This is a genomic window from Streptomyces sp. MGP-BFMKR1 (genome assembly GCF_057766585.1).
In genome coordinates, this window is the sequence record NZ_CM173408.1 from 1,208,380 (window position 1) to 1,226,284 (window position 17,905).

18 protein-coding genes are annotated in these 17,905 nt (G+C 72.3%); 4 read left to right on the forward strand and 14 right to left on the reverse strand.

Translation table 11 applies throughout. The features are described 5' to 3' along the window. Positions 1–63 precede the first annotated feature (63 nt). Together AC3CHW_RS04560 and AC3CHW_RS04565 are read left to right on the forward strand one after the other, a co-directional pair. Positions 64–384, forward strand: coding sequence for a nuclear transport factor 2-like protein (locus AC3CHW_RS04560; RefSeq protein ID WP_176164928.1), 321 nt, complete (start codon positions 64–66; stop codon positions 382–384). A 128-nt stretch (positions 385–512) separates the two neighbouring features. Then, the gene (locus tag AC3CHW_RS04565) at positions 513–3,911 is read left to right on the forward strand and encodes an AfsR/SARP family transcriptional regulator (RefSeq protein ID WP_488469625.1); all 3,399 of its coding nucleotides are present in this window, start codon (positions 513–515) and stop codon (positions 3,909–3,911) included. Positions 3,912–3,987: 76 nt separating this feature from the next. On the opposite strand, the gene AC3CHW_RS04570 is transcribed toward AC3CHW_RS04565, so the two are convergent. From AC3CHW_RS04570 to argC, 11 genes are all read right to left on the reverse strand, one after another. Beyond that, complete coding sequence (locus AC3CHW_RS04570) at positions 3,988–4,305, reverse strand: AzlD domain-containing protein (protein WP_488469626.1); 318 nt, start codon at positions 4,303–4,305, stop codon at positions 3,988–3,990. Next, a complete protein-coding gene (locus AC3CHW_RS04575) occupies positions 4,302–5,075 on the reverse strand; it encodes an AzlC family ABC transporter permease (RefSeq protein WP_488469627.1) in 774 nt (257 codons plus the stop codon). The genes AC3CHW_RS04570 and AC3CHW_RS04575 overlap by 4 nt, the downstream gene beginning before the upstream one ends. Continuing rightward, complete coding sequence (locus tag AC3CHW_RS04580) at positions 5,072–6,004, reverse strand: branched-chain amino acid aminotransferase (RefSeq protein ID WP_488469628.1); 933 nt, start codon at positions 6,002–6,004, stop codon at positions 5,072–5,074. Before AC3CHW_RS04580 ends, AC3CHW_RS04575 begins: the two co-directional genes overlap by 4 nt. Next, the gene (locus AC3CHW_RS04585) at positions 6,001–6,456 is read right to left on the reverse strand and encodes a nuclear transport factor 2 family protein (protein ID WP_488469629.1); all 456 of its coding nucleotides are present in this window, start codon (positions 6,454–6,456) and stop codon (positions 6,001–6,003) included. Before AC3CHW_RS04585 ends, AC3CHW_RS04580 begins: the two co-directional genes overlap by 4 nt. Next, positions 6,453–7,715: a DUF6421 family protein gene (locus tag AC3CHW_RS04590; RefSeq protein WP_488469630.1), complete on the reverse strand. Its 1,263-nt coding sequence runs from the start codon at positions 7,713–7,715 to the stop codon at positions 6,453–6,455. Before AC3CHW_RS04590 ends, AC3CHW_RS04585 begins: the two co-directional genes overlap by 4 nt. Next, positions 7,712–8,281, reverse strand: a complete 570-nt coding sequence (locus tag AC3CHW_RS04595) for a type 2 periplasmic-binding domain-containing protein (RefSeq protein WP_488469631.1) — start codon at positions 8,279–8,281, stop codon at positions 7,712–7,714. The genes AC3CHW_RS04590 and AC3CHW_RS04595 overlap by 4 nt, the downstream gene beginning before the upstream one ends. Positions 8,282–8,517: 236 nt before the next feature. Beyond that, positions 8,518–9,075 carry an arginine repressor gene (locus AC3CHW_RS04600; protein ID WP_488469632.1) on the reverse strand — a complete coding sequence of 186 codons (558 nt, stop codon included), beginning with the start codon at positions 9,073–9,075 and terminating at the stop codon, positions 8,518–8,520. Between the two features lie 6 nt (positions 9,076–9,081). Continuing rightward, entirely contained in the window at positions 9,082–10,308 is a 1,227-nt protein-coding gene (locus AC3CHW_RS04605; protein WP_488469633.1) for an acetylornithine transaminase, read from the reverse strand. Next, positions 10,305–11,393: an acetylglutamate kinase gene (argB, locus tag AC3CHW_RS04610; protein ID WP_488469634.1), complete on the reverse strand. Its 1,089-nt coding sequence runs from the start codon at positions 11,391–11,393 to the stop codon at positions 10,305–10,307. Before argB ends, AC3CHW_RS04605 begins: the two co-directional genes overlap by 4 nt. Further along, complete coding sequence (argJ, locus tag AC3CHW_RS04615; RefSeq protein WP_488469635.1) at positions 11,390–12,544, reverse strand: bifunctional glutamate N-acetyltransferase/amino-acid acetyltransferase ArgJ; 1,155 nt, start codon at positions 12,542–12,544, stop codon at positions 11,390–11,392. The genes argB and argJ overlap by 4 nt, the downstream gene beginning before the upstream one ends. Before the next feature lie 133 nt (positions 12,545–12,677). Continuing rightward, on the reverse strand, positions 12,678–13,706 hold the full coding sequence (argC, locus tag AC3CHW_RS04620; protein ID WP_488469636.1) for an N-acetyl-gamma-glutamyl-phosphate reductase: 1,029 nt from the start codon (positions 13,704–13,706) through the stop codon (positions 12,678–12,680). Between the two features lie 247 nt (positions 13,707–13,953). Between argC and AC3CHW_RS04625 the strand changes: the two genes are divergently transcribed. Next, on the forward strand, positions 13,954–14,289 hold the full coding sequence (locus AC3CHW_RS04625) for a VOC family protein (RefSeq protein WP_488469637.1): 336 nt from the start codon (positions 13,954–13,956) through the stop codon (positions 14,287–14,289). Positions 14,290–14,891: 602 nt separating this feature from the next. Here AC3CHW_RS04625 and AC3CHW_RS04630 read toward each other — a convergent pair. Both AC3CHW_RS04630 and AC3CHW_RS04635 read right to left on the reverse strand, forming a co-directional pair. Further along, entirely contained in the window at positions 14,892–15,167 is a 276-nt protein-coding gene (locus tag AC3CHW_RS04630; RefSeq protein ID WP_488469638.1) for a DUF7848 domain-containing protein, read from the reverse strand. Next, on the reverse strand, positions 15,164–15,664 hold the full coding sequence (locus AC3CHW_RS04635; protein ID WP_488469639.1) for a recombinase family protein: 501 nt from the start codon (positions 15,662–15,664) through the stop codon (positions 15,164–15,166). The genes AC3CHW_RS04630 and AC3CHW_RS04635 overlap by 4 nt, the downstream gene beginning before the upstream one ends. A 213-nt stretch (positions 15,665–15,877) precedes the next feature. Here AC3CHW_RS04635 and AC3CHW_RS04640 point away from each other — a divergent pair, with 213 nt between their 5' ends. Continuing rightward, the gene (locus AC3CHW_RS04640) at positions 15,878–17,179 is read left to right on the forward strand and encodes an NsdA family TPR-like regulatory protein (protein WP_488469640.1); all 1,302 of its coding nucleotides are present in this window, start codon (positions 15,878–15,880) and stop codon (positions 17,177–17,179) included. Here AC3CHW_RS04640 and AC3CHW_RS04645 read toward each other — a convergent pair. After that, positions 17,176–17,886 (reverse strand): HAD family hydrolase, encoded by a 711-nt coding sequence (locus tag AC3CHW_RS04645; protein ID WP_488470962.1) that lies wholly within the window; start codon positions 17,884–17,886, stop codon positions 17,176–17,178. The genes AC3CHW_RS04640 and AC3CHW_RS04645 overlap by 4 nt on opposite strands. Positions 17,887–17,905 lie beyond the last annotated feature (19 nt).

Below are 17,905 nucleotides of genomic sequence, written 5' to 3' on the forward strand. Positions count from 1 at the left end.
TCGCGTGCCCCGCACCGGGGCGCGCCGATCGGTAGCAGGAGCACCAGGAAAGGCCCCGATTCCATGAGCCTCAACGACACGCTGTCCCAGCCGGCGGTGCGCGCCTTCGTGGCGGCCGTGAACGCCTGCGACCGCGACGCCCTGTGGGCCACGCTCACGCCCGACGCGTCCATGACCGACGACGAGAAGGAGCACAACCTCGTCGAGTGGGCCGAGCGGGAGATCTTCACCTCGCACCCCCGCATGGACGTCGAGTGGGAGTCGGCGGACGGGCTGTCGCTGCGGGCCCGCTACCACAACGACATCTGGGGCGACCTCTCCTCCGCGTGGACGTTCACCCTCACCGACGGGAAGATCAGCCACTTCGCGGCCGGGCCCGCCTGAGGTCGCCGCCCCGGGCGCGGGCCGGTCGGCCGGCGCGCGGGGCGGGCGGCGGCAGCGCGCGGCAACCGGGGCGCCCGCTGGCCGCGTCTCACCCACACACACGGCGATGGGCAGGGGAGAGGAGCCGGGTGAGCCACCCTCCGGGGGGAGCAGCGAACACGGCGGGGAGCGCGACGGTACGCCTGCGGCTGCTCGGACCGGTGGGCGTCGACGTCGACGGGCGCGAGGTCAGCCTCGGGCCGCAGCAGTGCGCGCTGCTCGCCCTCCTCGCGCTCGCGGGCGGGCGGGCGGTGAGCACCTCGCGGATCGTGGACGCGCTGTGGGAGGGGGCCGCTCCGGGCGGCGCCGTGACCACGCTGCGCACCCACATCCTGCACCTGCGGCGCATCCTGGAGCCCGGGCGGCGGGCCAGGGACGGCTTTCGTGTCCTGGTGAGTTCGGGTGGCCGGAGCAACACCAACTACGCGCTGCACCTGGCCGAGCGGGACGTGGACGCGCTGTGGTTCCTGCGCCTGGCGCAGCGGGCGCGGGGCGCGTTCGCCGAGGGCGACGCCGCGGGGGCCGTCGCGCACTGGGACGCGGCCCTGGCGCTGTGGTCGGGCCCGCCCCTGGACGGGGTGCGCGACCGGGGCTTCGCGCTGGCCGAGGCGGAGCGGCTCACCGAGATGCGGGTGGTGGCCCGGGAGGAGCGGGTGGACGCGCTGCTCGCGCTCGGCCGCAACGAGGAGGCCGTCGACGCGCTCGGTACGTTGGTCGAGGAGCAGCCGCTGCGGGAGCGGCCCCGTGCCCAACTCGTCCTCGCGCTGTACCGGGCGGGCCGGCAGGCCGACGCGCTCGCCGCCTACCAGGACGTGCGGCGGGTCCTGGACGTGGAGCTGGGCATCCAGCCCGGCCGGGCGCTCCGCGAGCTCCACCAGCAGGTCCTGAACGCGGACCCGGCGCTCGACCTCGACGCGGCGCCGGGCCCGGCCCCCGGGCCGGCGGCGGAGCCGGTCGGCGAGCCCGCGGCCCCGGTCGCGCCGGCGCCCGTGCCGCGCCAACTCCCGGTGGACGTGGCCGGGTTCACCGGGCGCGCGGAGCGGCTGCGGGAGTTGGACGCCCAACTCGCCGTACGGGCCCAGGCGGCCGACCAGACGCTGGTGATCTCCTCGGTCTCCGGGATGGCCGGCGTGGGCAAGACGGCGCTGGCCGTGCACTGGATGCACCGGGTGGCCGACCAGTTCCCCGACGGGCAGCTCTACGTGAGCCTGCGCGGCTACGCCCCGGGCGCGCCGCTGGCGCCGGACGAGGCGCTGGGGCAGTTGTTGCGCGCCCTGGGGGTGCCGCCGGGGCACCTGCCGGAGCAGCCGGACGAGAAGGGCGCGCTGTACCGGTCGCTGCTGGCCGGGAAGCGGGTCCTGGTCCTGCTGGACGACGCCGCCGCCCTGGAACAGGTCCGGCCGCTGCTGCCCGCGTCCCCCACCTGCTGCGTCGTGGTCACCAGCCGCAACGACCTGCGCGGCCTGACCGCCTTCCACGACGCGCACCACATCGACCTCGGCGCCTTCCAGGAGGAGGAGTCGCTCGCGCTGCTGGCCCGCGTCATCGGTTGGGAGCGGGTGCGCGAGGAGCCCGAGGCCGCCGCCGAGGTGACCCGGCTCTGCGGCCACCTGCCGCTGGCCGTGCGCATCGCCGCCGCCAACCTGCTGGGCAGCCGGGGGCGCGGCGTCGCCGACCTGGCCGCGGACCTGCGCGAGGGCGACCGACTGGCGGAGCTGTCGACGGGCGAGGAGTGGGAGACGGCGGTACGGGCCCCGTTCGACCTGTCGTACCAGGCGCTGCCCGAGGCGGACCAGCGGCTGTTCCGCCTCCTGGGCCTGATGCCGGGCGCCGAGTTCTCCATGCGCGCGGCGGCGGTGCTGGCCGGGCTGCCGGAGCGGGAGGTCGGCCGGCGGCTGGACCGGTTGTGCGCCAGGAGCCTGCTGGAGTCCTTCCGCCCCGGCCGCTTCCACCTGCACGAGCTGCTGCGGCTACACGGCCGCGAGAAGGCGCTGAGCGCCGCCGACCCCAAGGAGCGCGAGGCCGCCACCGGGCGGCTGTTCGCCTGGTACCTGGCCACCGCCGACAGCGCGGCCCAACGGCTGTACGGGACGTTCTACTCGTGGTTCGCCGAACCGCCGCCCCCGCCCGACGACCCGCTGGCGGCGCCCCTGTCGTTCGCGGACAAGCACGCGGCGCTCGCCTGGTTGGAGACCGAGCGGGGCAACCTGCTGGCCTGCGTGGAGCACACCGCCGAGCACGGCCCGTACGTGATCGCCTGGCGGATCTCCCTGGTCCTGCACGGCTACCTGATGGCGCACGGACAGCGCACGGACTGGCTGCGGGCCGCCGACGCCGGGTTGCGCGCCGCCGACGCCGACCGGGACGGCTACGGACAGGCGGTCATGCACTGGAGCCTGGGCTACGTGCACTGGGAACTGGCCCAGCACGAGGCGGCCCTGTGGCACAGCGCGCGGGCCGAGCGGTTGTACGAGGAGGCCGGGCTGCTGGCCGAGAAGGGCGGGGCGCTGCTCGGGCTCGCCGCCTCCAGCCGGGAGCGGGGCCAGTTGGACGCCGCGCACCAGCACGGGCTGCGGGCGCTCGATGTCTACCGCGCGGTGGCGGAGCCGGCCGGGGAGATCTGGGCGCTGGCCCTGCTCGGCTTCTCCTGCCTGGACCGGGGCCACTACGCGCGGGCGCACGCGTACTTCACCGAGGGGCACGGCCTGGGCCAGGGCTCCAGCGATCCGCACGCGGCGCTGCTGCCGCTGTGGGGGCTCGGCGCCACGTTGCACGGCCTCGGACGGTTCGCGGAGGCCAGCCGGATACTCCAGAGCGCGCTGGCGGGGGCCGACCGGCTGCCGTCCACGTACGCCGGCGAGGGCGTGCTGTGCTGCCTGGCGCTGCTCTGCCGGGACGCGGGCGACCCGCGGATGGCGGTCAAGCACGCGTCGGATGCCCTGCACACCACGCAGCGCACGCACCGCAGGCTGGTCGAGCCCGACGCGCTCAACACCCTCGGCGCGGCGCTGCTGACCATGGACGACGTGCCCGGCGCGATCGACCGGCACGAGCAGGCGCTGCGCCTGGCGACGGCGGCCGGTTGCCGCCGCGCCGAGGTGGCCGCCCGCACCGGCCTCGCCGCCGCCTACCGGAGCCGGGGCACCTACCGTGAGGCGATGTCCCACGCGCACAGCGCGCTGACCGTGGCCCGGCAGGTGGGGTTGCGCGTGGCGGAGGGCGAGGCGCTGACGGAGTTGGCCGCCGTGCGCGGGGCGTTGCGCCACCACGAGAAGGCGCGGGAGGCGGTGGAGCACGCCGTGCTCATCCACCGGGAGACGGGCTGCCGCCCCGGCCTGGCCCGCGCCCTCGACCTGGCCGGCGAGCTGCTCCAGGGGCGTAACTCGCGCGCGGCGCAGCGCTACCAGCGCGAGGCCGCCGAGGTGTACGCGACGATGGAGCTGCCCGGCCAGCCCGGGCCCGGCGCGGCCCGCGCGAAGTCGAGCTGAGCGGGGCCGAGTTGAGCGGTGCCGGGTCGGGTGCCGGGCCGAAGCGCCGGACGGGGTGGGGCCGCGCCCGGTGGCGCTAGGTCAGGGCGCGGGCGGCTGCCGTGGCCGCCGCCGCGACGAGGATGACCAGCGGCACCGGGGCCCTGAGCCGCCAGGCGACGAGGGCCGCGGCGAAGCCGGTGACCCGGGCGTCGAGGGTGAGGCCGTCGCCACCCGGGGCGCCGAGGAGTTGGGTGACGACCAGCACGGCGAGCAGGGCCGGCGTCAGGTACTCCACGAAGCGCGGGAACCAGGCGGGCAGCGCCCTGTCCCCCATGACCAGCGCGCCGGCGCCCTTGAGGAGGAAGGTCGTCGCCACCAGGGCGCCCAGGACGAGCCAGGTCGGGTCGGTCATCGGGCCCTCCAGGTGGCGACCAGCGCGATGAGGCAGGCCGCGGCGATGGCGGTGTCGGGCAGGCCGGCGGCGGTCAGGGCCAGGGCGCTGCCGGTGGCCGCGAGGGCGGCGGCGCGACGCCCCGGGCGGCCGTCGGTGCCCAGGTGCGGGGCGAGGAGCAGGAAGAACAGGACCGGGGACACGGCGTCCAGCCCGTAGCGCGTGATGTCCACGGCCGTGATCGGGCCGAGCGCGCCGGCCAGGGTGCCGGCCACCCAGCCGAGCCAGAGCACGGCGCCGGAGGAGAGCAGGCGCACCCGGTCGAAGCGGCCGTCGGCGTCGCTGGCGATGGCCCAGGACTCCTCGATCACCCACTGCGCCTCCACCGCGCGCCGGGCGCGACCGCCGCGCAGCGCGGGCAGGATGGCGAAGCCCATGACGAGGTAGCGCAGGTTGAGCAGGGTGCCGGCGACGGCGGCGGCCACCCAGCCACCGCCGCCCGCCAGCACGGACACGGCGGCGAACTGGGACGAGCCCACGAACACCAGCCCGGACATGGTGGTCGCGGCCAGCGCGGTGAAGCCCGAGCCCTTGGCGAGCACGCCGAAGGAGATACCGAACGCGAAGATGGCCACGGTGAAGGGGAGCGCGGCCCGGGCGCCGGCCCGGTAGGCGGCGCGGCGGTCCGCCGTCGGCGCCGGCGGGCGCGGCGTCGGCGACGGGTGCGGCGTCGGCCGGCCCTCGCCTCGCGCGGGCGGGTCAGGGCCCCGCGCGGGCTCGGCCGCGCTCACCGGTCCGCGCTCGCCGTGGCGGCGGCCACCGTGTCCCGGTAGTCCCGCAGCAGCGTCGCGCCGAGCCCGCCGACCGGGAACGTGCGGTCGTCGATCGCGCGGACCGGCTGCACCTCGTACGCGGTGCCGGTGAGGAACACCTCGCTGGCGCGGTCGAGTTCGGCCGGTGCGATGGGGCGCTCGTGCACCCGGATGCCGAGGCGCCCGGCGGCGGCGATGACGGTGCGACGGGTGATGCCGTCCAGGAAGCAGTCGGGCACGGGGGTGTGCAGGGCGCCGTCGATGACGAGGAAGAGGTTGGCGCCGGTCGCCTCGGCGAGCAGGCCACGGTGGTCGAGCAGCAGCGCGTCGTCGTAGCCGGCGCGTTCGGCGGCCTGCCGGGCGAGGGCGCCGGTGGCGTAGGTGACGGCGCCCTTGGCCCGTACGGGGGCGGTGTCCGGGGGCGGGCGGCGCCAGCGGGCGGTGGCCAGGCGGACGCCACGGAGCTGGGCCTCGGGGGCGAAGACGTGCGGCCAGGGCCAGGCCGCGATGGCGACGTGCACCCGGGCGCCACGGGGCGAGACGCTCATCGTCTCGGTGCCGCACCAGGCCAGTGGCCGCACGTACGCGTCGCGCAGGTGCTGGGCGCGCACCAGGGCGCGGGTGGCGCGGTCGAGTTCCGTGGCGCTCCAGGGCAGTTCGAAGCCCAGCTCCCGGGCCGACGCGCACAGTCGCTCGCTGTGCTCGTGGAGCTTGAACACCACGCCGTCGTAGACGCGTTCGCCCTCGAAGACGCTGGTGGCGTAGTGCAGGCCGTGACTGAGCACGTGCAGCCGCGCGGCCCGCCAGGGCACGAACGCGCCGTCCAGCCAGATGACGCCGTCACGCTCGTCGAAGGGCTCGCTGGCCGCGAGCGGCGCGGTGGGCTCGGCCGGGGCGGCACCGCTCACGTGGCGAACCCCCGCTCGGCGTACGGGTAGCCCTCCAGTTCGTTCGCGGGGACGGTGTCGTCGCGGCGGGACGCGTAGTAGACGCGGACCTCGTCGATGAGGCCGGCGTCGTTGAAGCGGTAGACCTCCACGCCGCGCAGCACGGTGCCGAGGCCCGGCTTGAAGCTGGTCCACTCGCAGACGGCCGTGCGGGTGCGCTCGTCGGCGAAGACGCCGTCCACGACCCAGGACGAGGAGTTGGCCGCCACGTCGGCGCCCCAGCGCTCGACCGCCGGGGCGATGCCGACGATGGGCCCGCGCATGCCGACCGCGAGGTAGTGCACGACGTCCTCGGCCAGGACTCGCGCGAACAGGTCGCGGTCCACGGCGTTGCAGGCGTCGAAGTACCGCCGTACGGCGGTCTCCATGTGGTCCCGGCTCGGTGCGGCCCGGTGCGGCTGGGGCGAAGTCATCTCTCTCCCGGTGCGAAGTGGAGCGGCGGAAGGGCGGCGAGTTGGTGGTGGGCCCGGCGCAGGATGTGCTGGTCCGCGGTGAAACGGTAGCGGTCGCCCGCTTCGCCGGCCGGCAGGAACCGCCGCACGAAAGCGCGGGCCGCGGCCCGGTACGCGGCGGGCGTCGCCACGCTCGCCTCCAACCGCGTGACATCCGCGACCAGTTCCGCCAGCGCCGGCAGCAACCGGCGCCGGTCGAGGTGCAGCCGCTCGCCCCGGTCGGTGAGGGCGCCGGTCGCGCGCAGCCAGGAGAACAGCAGGACCCCGGTGCCGGCGTCGAAGTTGCGTACGGCGTCGTCGGCCAGCGGGTAGCGGAACATCCGCTCAAGGACGATCATGGCGATCTGCTCGTCGGCGTACGGCACGCCGCCGGCCGCGCAGGCCAGCGCGGTCTGGCAGTCCACCTTGAGTTCCTCGAGGAGGCCCACGAACCAGTTCATCTTGACCGCCAGGTGCTGGTCCAGCGGCCAGGCGCCCTGGTGGTGGAAGTAGTCGTGCAGGTAGCCCCACAGCGAGCGGGCCTGGTAGCAGGTCTCGGGGCGCAGGCCGCTGGAGGCGCGCGGCACCGACTCGGGGGTGAGGACGGCCTCGGCGGCGGGCAGCGCGTAGGTCTCGTGGATCTTGCGGAACTTGCTGAAGGTGAAGATGGCGTACGCCTGCGCGGTGACCCGGTCGTGGGTGGCCACGTTCTCCGGGAAGAAGACGATGCAGTTGCCACGGGCGAAGCCCGCGCTGCCGGCGAGCAGCGCGGTGGCCTGCGAGGTGTTCTTCGGGTGCGGGTAGCGCGCGGCCACCGCCTCCAGGGCGCGCGGCTCCTCGCGCCGGATCAGGAAGAACTCCATCCGCTGGCCCACCGGCGGCACGCTGTTCGTGGTCCGGGTCGGGGCCAGGAACGCCGCCCAGTCGCCGTCGGCGGGCGCCACCAGCGCGTCCCGGGAGCGGGCGAAGTGCGGCGGGGTGTCGAGCCCCGCGGCCAGCCAGTCGGCGACGTCCGCCCGCAGCGCGTCGGCCTGGTGTTCCCGCCCGTGCCCGGCGAACCAGCTCGCCGCCTGCGCGGTCAGCCCCCGCAGCGCCCGCGCGTCCCGCTCGCCGGGGGCCGCGATGGTGCCGTCGTCCCGCTGGCGCGCGCGAAAGGCGTCGACGCGCGGGATCAGGGTGCGGGTCAGGCCCCGTGCCGTGGCGAGGAGTTGGGCGTCGGCCGGGTGCGGCGCGGCGCTCACGGCGTGGCCTCCATCACCTGGTGGACGGTGAAGACCATCGGTACGGCGCCGAAGCTGTGCACGACCCGCAGGCCGTGGGCGCGGGCCGCGACCACCGTGGTGACGCACGCGTCGGCCCGGCCGTCGGCGCAGTCGATGGCGGCCTGCGCGTTGCTCAGCGCGGGGCGCGGTTCGCAGTAGGGCGGCACGAGGCCGGCCGGAGCCGGGTGGGTGGCCACCGTGCGCGGCTTCTCGGGCGCGGCGGCCGAGACGGCCAGCACCATCTCGTGGGTCGGCATGAGGAAGCTGTCGACCATGCGGCAGGTGCGCAGGTTGCCGAAGACGAGGGTGTGGAGCCGCGGGTAGACGGCGCAGGCGACCAGCGCGTGCGCCCCGGTGCGCGGGAGGCCGTCGAGCGCGGACTCCAGCGAGGGGTGCAGGATGACGGTGCCGCTGTCCGCGAGGCCGCGGTGGTCCAGCCACTGCCGGGCGGCGGCCTCCAGGTTGGTGCCGGCCGGGCCGAGCGTGTGCAGCGTGCGGATCGTGTCGAGCGGGGACGGGGCTGCGGGCGCTGCGCCTTCCGGCATGTCTCCCCCAGTGCTCCGCACGCGCGCGGGGCACGGGTGCGGGCTCGGTGGTGTGGACAGGCATGTGCGAGGACAGCGCGTCGCGTGGGGCCGCCGACACGCTGACCCGGTACAGAAGCGGAATCACGCTACCGCCGCGCCCCCGGGGTGTCGAGAACCACCAACGGGTCCACGCCACCTGCGCACCGCGCCGGTCGTCGGCGCGAGATGGGCAGGTGGCGTGGGGTGCGAACGGGTCAGCGGGCGCGCTGGGCCAGCCGCATCAGGTGGTCGGCCAGGGCCTGGCCGCCCTGCGGGTCACGGCTGATCAGCAGCAGCGTGTCGTCTCCCGCGATGGTGCCGATGATGTCGTGCACCTCGGCGGTGTCGATGGCCGAAGCGAGGAACTGGGCCGCGCCCGGCGGGGTGCGCAGCACCACGAGGTTGGCCGACGCCTCCGCCGAGATCAGCAGCTCGCCCGCGAGCCGGGCCATCCGCCCCTCGCTCGCCGACTCGCCGAGCGGGGCCCGTGGCGTACGGTCGCCGCCCTCGCTGGGCACCGCGTAGATCAGCTCACCGCCGGTGTTGCGGATCTTCACCGCGCCCAGCTCGTCCAGGTCCCGGGAGAGCGTCGCCTGCGTGACGGTCAGCCCGTCGTCGGCGAGCAGCTTGGCGAGCTGGCTCTGCGAGCGGACCGGGTGCCGGCCCAGGATGTCCACGATCCGGCGGTGGCGGGCGGTGCGGGTCTGCGGCACGGCCGGCCCGGTGGGCGTGTGCTCCCCGCCGGTCACCTCGTTTTCCTGCGCCTCGGTCATCGTCTGTCAGTCTCCGGATCGTTGTTCCCCATCGGGCACGCTGGCCCCATGCGGCGCGGGTACCCCGTCGAGGACGGCGGGCAGCGCCCCAAGGAACGTGTCGATCTCCTCGGCCGTGACGATGAGCGGCGGCGCGAGCCGGATCACGTCCGGCGCGACCGCGTTCACCAGGAACCCGGCGTCCTGAGCCGCCTGCTGCACCCGCTGCGCGAGCGGCTCGTGCAGCACGATACCCAGCAGCAGGCCAGCGCCACGGACCTGGGCGATGCCCGGGTGGTCCAGCGCCTCGATTCCCTCGCGCAGCCGCCGCCCCACGCGTCGCACGTGGTCCAGCACCCCGTCGGCCTCGATGGTCTCCAGTACGGCCAGGGCCGCGGCGCAGGCGATGGGGTTGCCGCCGAAGGTGGTGCCGTGCTGGCCCGGCGTGAGCAGTTCGGCCGCCGGACCGAAGGCGAGGGTGGCGCCGATCGGCAGACCGCCGCCGAGCCCCTTGGCCAGCGTGACGACGTCCGGCTCGACGTCCTGGGCCCGGCTGGCGAACCAGTGCCCGGTGCGGCCGATGCCGGTCTGCACCTCGTCCACGACCAGCAGGGTGCCGGTGGCCCGGGTGATCTCGCGGGCCGCGGCCAGGTAGCCGGCCGGCGGCACGACCACGCCCATCTCGCCCTGCACCGGTTCGACGATGACCAGCGCGGTGTCGGTGGTGACGGCCGCGCGCAGCGCGTCGACGTCCCCGTACGGCACGTGGGTGACCGTGCCGGGCAGTGGCAGAAACGGTTCCTGCTTGGCGGGCTGTCCGGTCAGGGCCAGGGCGCCCATGGTGCGGCCGTGGAAGCCGCCGGTGGTGGCGACCATGTGGGTGCGCCCGGTGCGCCGGCCGATCTTGAAGGCGGCCTCGACCGCCTCCGCGCCCGAGTTGGCGAAGAAGACGCGGCCCGGCTGTTCGGAGCCGAAGAGGCGCAGCAGGCGCTCGGCCAGGGCGACGGGGGGTTCGGCGACGAAGAGGTTGGAGACGTGGCCGAGGGTGGCGACCTGGTCGGAGACGGCGCGCACGACGGCCGGGTGGGCGTGGCCGAGGGCGTTGACCGCGATGCCGCCGACGAGGTCCAGGTACCGCGTGCCGTCGGCGTCCCACACCAGGGCGCCCTCGCCGCGCACGAGCGGCACGCGCGGGGCGCCGTAGTTGTCCATCAGCGCGGCCTGCCAGCGCTTCGCCAGTACGGAGTTGTTCACGTCTGCTCCTCGTCCGGCACGACCATGGTGCCGATTCCCTCGTCGGTGAAGATCTCCAGCAGGATGGAGTGCGGCACCCGGCCGTCGATGACGCGCGCGGTGGTCACTCCCCCGCGCACCGCGGTCAGGCAGCCCTCCATCTTGGGCACCATGCCGCTGGCCAGTTCGGGCAGCAGCTTCTCCAGTTGGGACGCGGTGAGTTGGCTGATCACCTCGTCGCTGTGCGGCCAGTCCGCGTACAGCCCCTCGACGTCGGTGAGCACCATCAGCGTCTCGGCGCCGAGGGCCGCGGCCAGCGCGGCGGCGGCGGTGTCGGCGTTGACGTTGAAGACGCCGCCGGCCGGGCCGTCGGCCGCGTCGCCGCTGCGCGCGATCGAGGAGATCACCGGGATGCGGCCGTCGTCGAGCAGCGCCTGGATGGCGCCCACCTCGATGTGGGTGATGTCGCCGACCCGGCCGAGGTCGACCGGTTCCCCGTCCACCCGGGCGTAGCGCTTGGTGGCGGTCATGGTGTGCGCGTCCTCGCCGGTCATGCCGACGGCCAGCGGCCCGTGCTGGTTGAGCAGTCCGACCAGTTCCCGCTGCACCTGGCCGGCCAGCACCATCCGTACGACGTCCATCGCCTCGGGCGTGGTGACCCGCAGGCCGGCCGCGAAGGTGGACTCCAGGCCCAGCCGGTCGAGTTGGGCGCTGATCTGCGGGCCGCCGCCGTGCACGACGACCGGGCGCAGGCCGGCGTGGCGCAGGAAGACGACGTCCTGGGCGAAGGCGGCCTTGAGGTCGTCGTCGACCATGGCGTTGCCGCCGAACTTGATGACGACGCACTTCCCGTGGTGCCGGGTCAGCCACGGCAGCGCCTCGATGAGCGTGCGGGCCTTGGGCAACGCGGTGTGTTTACGGGTCGCCGGCTGGCCGGGACGGGCGGGCGCGGCCGGCGCGGCCTGAATCGGCGCGTCTGGCTGGGCCGACTGGGCCGGCAGGTCTGGCTGAGCCGGCAGGTCCGGCTGCGCGGGCGCGTCGGCGGGCGGGGGCGTGGACTGGCCGGTGGGCCGGGGCGCGGCGGGCTCGGGGGCGGTGTGGCTCATGAGGAGTACGCGCTGTTCTCGTGGACGTAGTCGGCGGTCAGGTCGTTGGTCCAGATCACCGCGGACTGGCTACCGGCCGCGAGGTCGGCGGTGACGCGCACCTCGCGGTAGCGCATGTCCACCAGTTCCCGGTCCTCGCCGACGCTGCCGTTCTTGCACACCCACACGTCGTTGATCGCCACGTTCAGTTGGTCAGGCTCGAAGGCGGCCGACGTGGTGCCGATGGCGGAGAGCACCCGGCCCCAGTTGGGGTCCTCGCCGTGCAGGGCGCACTTGAGCAGGTTGTTGCGGGCGATGGACCGGCCGACCTCGACGGCGTCCTCCTCGGTGGCCGCGCCGACGACCTCGATCCGGATGTCCTTGGACGCGCCCTCGGCGTCGCGGACGAGCTGCTGCGCCAGGTCGGCGCAGACGGCGCGGACCGCCTCGGCGAACGCCGCGTACTCGGGCGCGCTGCCCGAGGCGCCGGAGGCCAGCAGCAGCACCGTGTCGTTGGTGGACATGCAGCCGTCGGAGTCGACCCGGTCGAAGGTCGTACGGGTCGCCGCGCGCAGCGCCTTGTCCAGCGAGCCGGCGTCCAGGTCGGCGTCGGTGGTGAGCACGACGAGCATGGTGGCCAGGCCCGGGGCGAGCATGCCCGCGCCCTTGGCCATGCCGCCGACGGTCCAGCCGCCCTCGCTGCGGAAGGCGGCCGTCTTGTGCACGGTGTCGGTGGTCTTGATCGCGATGGCGGCGCCCTCCCCGCCGTCCGGGCTCAGCGCGGCGGCGGCCCGCTCGACGCCGGGCAGCAGCTTGTCCATCGGCAGCCGCAGTCCGATCAGGCCGGTGGAGGCGACGGCGACCTCGCCGGCGCTGTGCCCGAGCACGTCCGCGACCTTCTCGGCCGTGGCGTGGGTGTCCTGGAAGCCGAGCGGTCCGGTGCACGCGTTGGCGCCGCCGGAGTTGAGGACGACGGCGGAGACCGTGCCGCCGGCCAGGACCTGCTCGGACCACAGGACGGGGGCGGCCTTGACGCGGTTGGAGGTGAAGACGCCGGCCGCGGCCAGCCGCGGGCCCTGGTTGACGACCAGGGCCAGGTCCGGGTTGCCGTTCTCCTTCAGGCCCGCGGCCACGCCCGCCGCGGTGAATCCCTGTGCTGCCGTAACGCTCACCGTGCTGCTCCGTTCGCTTCCAGGAGTTCCAGAGGGATGCCCGCGGCGGCTGCCGCGCGCGAGGACGGGTTCGGTACCGGGCGTACGGGCCGCTGGGGCCGGTGCCGTCGCGGGGCGGGGCCGTGCGCGTGGCTCACGGCGCCACTCCGGTGGTGGGCAGGCCCAGCTCCTCGGGGAGGCCGAGGGCGACGTTCATGCTCTGTACGGCGCCGCCCGCGGTGCCCTTGGTCAGGTTGTCGATGGCGGCGACGACGATGAGCCGCCCGGCCGCCGGGTCGTGGGCGAGTTGCAGGAGCGCGGTGTTGGCCCCGTACACGGCACCGGTCGCCGGCCACTGCCCCTCGGGCAGCAGCCGCACGAAGGGCTCGTCGCGCAGCGCCTTCTCGTACGCGGCGCGCGCCGCTTCCGCGTCGACGCCGGGATTGGTACGGGCGCTACAGGTGGCCAGGATGCCGCGCGGCATGGGCGCGAGCGTGGGCGTGAACGAGACGCTGACCCGCTCCCCCGCGACAGCCGAGAGGTTCTGCGCCATCTCGGGGGTGTGCCGGTGGCCACCGCCGACGCCGTACGGGCTCATGGAGCCCATGACCTCGCTGCCGAGCAGGTGCGGCTTGGCGGCCTTGCCCGCGCCCGAGGTACCGGACGCCGCGACGATCACCGCCTCCGGCTCGACCAGGCCGGCGGCGTAGGCGGGGAAGAGGGCGAGCGAGACGGCGGTCGGGTAGCAGCCGGGCACCGCGACGCGCTTGCTGCCGCGCAGCGCCTCGCGCGCGCCGGGCAGTTCGGGCAGCCCGTACGGCCAGGTGCCGGCGTGCGGCGAACCGTAGAACGCCTCCCAGTCCGCGGCCTGCCGCAGCCGGAAGTCCGCGCCGCAGTCGACCACCAGCACCTCGGGCCCCAGCTCGCGGGCCACCTCGGCGGACTGCCCGTGCGGCAGCGCGAGGAAGACCACGTCGTGTCCGGCCAGGCGACGGGCCTCGGTCGGCTCCAGCACCCGCTCGGCCAGCGGCCCCAGGTGCGGCTGGAGCGCGCCGAGCGACTGCCCGGCGTTGGAGTTGCCGGTCAGCGCGCCGATCTCCACCTCGGGGTGCCCGAGCAGCAGCCGCAACACCTCGCCGCCCGCGTACCCGCTCGCCCCGGCCACCGCTACCCGCACCGTCATCGAACCCCTCCTCCGTGATGGCATGACTATACGGAGGAGGGTAGCTTTATGCAATGAGTGGCCGGGCCTGGCCTCGGGGGCGGTGTGGCTGGGCGTCCGAGTTGGCCCTTCAGTGCCTGAGGCGGCCCCTCAGCGCTTGAGCTGGCCCGTCTGAGCGCCGGTGTCGACCCGCGGGGGAACGGCTGCTCCGTTGACCGGCGGTCGCCCCGGCCCGGGCGGCCGGCCGACCCTGTTTATGCTCACGCCCATGGCACTCGAATGGGAACAGATCATCGTCGACTCCTCCGACCCCGTCGCCCTCGGGCACTGGTGGGCCGAGGCCCTCGGCTGGGTGGTGGTGGACGAAACCGAGGAGATCATCGAGATCCGGCCCGCGCCGGATCAGATGCCGGGGCTGCTCTTCGTGCCTGTCCCCGAGGGTAAGACGTCGAAGAACCGACTCCACCCCGACTTCCGCCCCGACGACCAGAAGGCCGAGGTCGCCCGGCTGCTCTCCCTCGGTGCTCGGCACGCCGACACGGTGCAGGACGAGCAGCACTGGGTGACCCTCCTCGACCCCAACACTCCTGACTACCAGTTCTGAGCATACGCGCACGTCAGCGCCAACGACAGAGCCCCGCCCGGCACTTGGCCGAACGGGGCATTTTGCTGAATGCCACGAGCACGAAGTCCCGCCCGCACGCCCCTCCCCTGGGCAAATATGCGGACGGGACTGGTAACCCGACGACCCGTAACGTGCTCACGGCTCCGACTTGACTGCCTCGCATATACGGCGAGGAGCGAGGGCGGGCGGCAGCTAGCGCGAGACGTCCTGGTGTGCCTTTCTTCCTCTCCGGGGTGAGGCAGTGCCGGCTGCTTGTAGCCGATCCAGGGATCGCGCGAGGACGCGTGCCCACCCTCGGTCAGCGCGTTGGAGCAGGAGCACCAGCGCCAGTCGTCCCGTGGCACCGAGCCCGGTACGGGTGATGCGCTGCGCCATGGTGCGCACGTCGTGCACTGCGAAGCTGCTGACCTGATAGCGCTGGTGGCCCGTCTCAGTCGCGTGCCGGATCATCCACCCGTCCACGTCAGCGGCGGCGCACTCATCCGACTCCGCCCCACAGGACAAACCAGGTCCCCCGCCCAGGCACCCCGCCACATATCCCCCGTGCTGCTGTCCCCAGTGCCGGGGCCAAAAATCCGCCTTCATCGGCCCTCCACACCGTCACGCGTCACGCGTGAGTAACTGGTGATCACGTGACGAAACAGCCCGTGGGTGGGGTTGCGACCGGTGTGCCGCATCGCCCAGTTCTCCGCCTCTGTGACGGTGTCGCATCCGTCACTCATCGCCTTGCAGTCGACGGACATACAGAACGCTTCGTACGCGACACCGGCTTCAGGTACCTGGTGGATGGTGTGCGGCAAATAGCCGTACCGCTGCCGACCCTGCCGTGTGGGCTCCTGTCGCTCCGGGGTGCTCACGTCAGACTCCGCCCCGGCTTGGTCGTGCGCTGGACCAGCCACTGTGCAGCAGGGTGCTCTATCGGCACGACGTCCGTGCGGGCGCTCAGCCCTCGATCGATGTCCGTCTCACCGTCGATCGTGGCGACGACGCCGCCCGCGCGGCTGACCATCTGCCGCAGCGTCACACTGTCTTGAGGGTCGTGACTTACTCGGGCCCAGGTGGCGACGAGGCAGACCATCCTGGTGCCCGTCGGCTGGCCCTCCATCTCCGCCACCATGGCGCGCCAGTAGGGGCGCCGATGGGCATGGATCGCGTCATCACCTGTGTCCACCCACAGCCCCTCGAAACGCCACCCCATGCGGGCTACATAGGCGTGGCATTGGGCTACTCGCTCCAGCATCCGGCCGGTCTGTGCCGTCGCTTCACGGTCGTAGATGAACGCCTTCACAGGGTCCTGTTCCGACTGCCTCGCGACGCGCGCTTCGGGCGTGGTCGCGTGCGTATGCTCTCTCATGGCTACCTCGCGTCAGGTGGTCCACGCCCCCGGACGTTCGCCGCGTCGCGGGGGTCCTTTGCTGTGATCGCAGATGCGCGTCACCTCATGAGCTTCAGGTCCACGGCATCCCTCGGGGAACAGCGAACGGGGAACCCTGCAAGCCCATTTGGGGAACCCCGTTGGGGACTACGCTTGGGAGCCCTGTCCCCTCGGCCCCTGCAGGTGGTGCCCATGGATGACCGCGAAACCAAGCGCAGCGGTTACCCGCTGACGATCCCTGACACGTTGCTACTGAGCGATGCGATGCAACGAGCCTGCGCAACAAGGGATTTCCAAGAGATCTTCCGTCTGGTCAACAGACGCACAGGCTCCAGTTATGCGGTTATGGCCGCCGCAATCGGCAAGATGACAACCTCACGTGTGAGCGACGTTATCCGTGGTGTCCGTGGTATCCGAGGTCGGCAGGTTGTAGAACGCGTGGCCGATGGGTTTGGAATTCCCGGACATATGCTTGGCCTGCCGGAAAGGCCATGGGAAGACAGCCAGTCAAGTGCAGATTCTGCACCAGACGCCGTAACCGCTCCAGCGGCGCTAAAAATGCCGATGCTAGGCATTACACCATTCGAGGGTATGACGCTTCAGCAAAGCGGCGAACAGCTCCTCAAGATGTTTCTGCATCTCGATGATGAACTGGGCGGCGACAGTCTCTTCCTTCCGTTGACGCGTTACGTCACGCGGATGGCGGAAAGCGTGCGCAGGAACCCCGGAGACGGGCTACCAGTTTTTGGTCAACTGAATCAGATGGCGGGATGGCTGGCCCTTGATGCCAATAGTCATTCTACTGCCAGGAAGTATTTCGAAGAGGCTGTGCGGGTTGGGAAGGAGTCAAGCGACCCTGGCCTCATGGCAAGCGCACTCGCCTACATGAGCTTGCAGGAAACGTATCGAGGCCGGCTATCGCATGCACTCACCCTTGCCCTTGAGGCCAATGAAGTAGAACCCCACAAGCTCACGCCCCTCACTCGCGCGATGCTGAGAACGCGGCTGGCGCGGGTGCATGCGGGCTTGGGAAACGAAGGTTTGTGCCTGGAAGCGTTAGAAGTGGCACGAAAGGAATTTGAGCAGACAGGGAGCCGGAGAGAGCCCCACTACGTCTCTTACGTGGACTCCGTTGAGATTGCCGCCCAGGAAGGTGCTTGCTATCTCGATCTCGGGCTGACTAGCAAGGCAGCCACGTCTCTCACTAGCGCCATCGGCCTGTTGAGTATTCATAGCCCCAATCGGGTCCGTGATCGAGTCCACTACCTTTCCCGTCTCGCTAAATGTTATCTCCTTGACGGGGAAGTCGAGGAAGCCTGTCGAACGGCTAGCCACGCATTGGACTTCAGTCGGACAATTGGCTCAGCGCGCGTCACTGAACGCCTTGGGGAGTTTGAGGCATTGCTTAATCCTTACAACGGCGTGTCCAGCGCCGCCGACTTCAAAGAGGCGTATCGCGCGACCGTGCAAGGTACGACAGCGCGAATCTTCTAGATTCCACGCGAATCGAAAACTACCCTGAGTAGAGCTGCGCTATCTGTCAGGTCTGCAAGCACCAAGTCCGCCCCCGATTCTCGAAGAATCTCTACGGGGCTACTGCCAGTCGCCACCCCGATTGCAAATGCTCCGGCATCGTGAGCGCCTTTGATATCGTGAGGCGTGTCGCCGATGATGAACGTTCGCTTTCCGGGGAAGGCGATCCGATATTTTTCCTCGGCCCGATCGCGGGCGAGTCGAACGAGGTCAGCGCGGTCGCTTCCGTCGTCACCGTAGCCACCCACATCCAGGTCGATCCCGTCGGCAAGACCGAATGCGTTTAGCTTCGCTTTGGCGATAGACCGGATATTCCCTGTTACGACTGATTGCACGGCCCTTTTGTCGTGAAAGGCGGATATAGCTTCATGAACCCCCGGTAGCGAGTGCCCATTGCTTCGCATCTCACCTTTTAGATCTTGTGCTGCCCTGCCAAGGGCGGAATAGAAATCTGAGACGAGCGAAGGTGACGCCTCAACATCGTTGAGCTTCAAGGTCTCAGTGATGATGGCGCGTTCCGTTCGCCCGGTCATGGAGGCTAGATCGCGAAGGGGGCGCCCTGTGACCGAGCTAAAAGCCCGCTCATAGAAGGAACGACTAACGCCACCGATGCTCACGAGAGTATGGTCTACGTCCCACAAGACGAGTGCTGGACCAGTCTGTTTCATCGACACGGTGGGATCTTCT

Coding starts and splice junctions, on each gene's coding strand:
- argC (WP_488469636.1), bottom strand. CDS start 13,706: ATGACGGTGCGGGTAGCGGTGGCCGGGGCGAGCGGGTACGCGGGCGGC.
- AC3CHW_RS04570 (WP_488469626.1), bottom strand. CDS start 4,305: ATGACCGACCCGACCTGGCTCGTCCTGGGCGCCCTGGTGGCGACGACC.
- AC3CHW_RS04635 (WP_488469639.1), bottom strand. CDS start 15,664: ATGAGAGAGCATACGCACGCGACCACGCCCGAAGCGCGCGTCGCGAGG.
- AC3CHW_RS04600 (WP_488469632.1), bottom strand. CDS start 9,075: ATGACCGAGGCGCAGGAAAACGAGGTGACCGGCGGGGAGCACACGCCC.
- AC3CHW_RS04585 (WP_488469629.1), bottom strand. CDS start 6,456: ATGACTTCGCCCCAGCCGCACCGGGCCGCACCGAGCCGGGACCACATG.
- AC3CHW_RS04645 (WP_488470962.1), bottom strand. CDS start 17,886: ATGAAACAGACTGGTCCAGCACTCGTCTTGTGGGACGTAGACCATACT.
- AC3CHW_RS04640 (WP_488469640.1), top strand. CDS start 15,878: ATGGATGACCGCGAAACCAAGCGCAGCGGTTACCCGCTGACGATCCCT.
- argB (WP_488469634.1), bottom strand. CDS start 11,393: ATGAGCCACACCGCCCCCGAGCCCGCCGCGCCCCGGCCCACCGGCCAG.
- AC3CHW_RS04595 (WP_488469631.1), bottom strand. CDS start 8,281: ATGCCGGAAGGCGCAGCGCCCGCAGCCCCGTCCCCGCTCGACACGATC.
- AC3CHW_RS04560 (WP_176164928.1), top strand. CDS start 64: ATGAGCCTCAACGACACGCTGTCCCAGCCGGCGGTGCGCGCCTTCGTG.
- AC3CHW_RS04625 (WP_488469637.1), top strand. CDS start 13,954: ATGGCACTCGAATGGGAACAGATCATCGTCGACTCCTCCGACCCCGTC.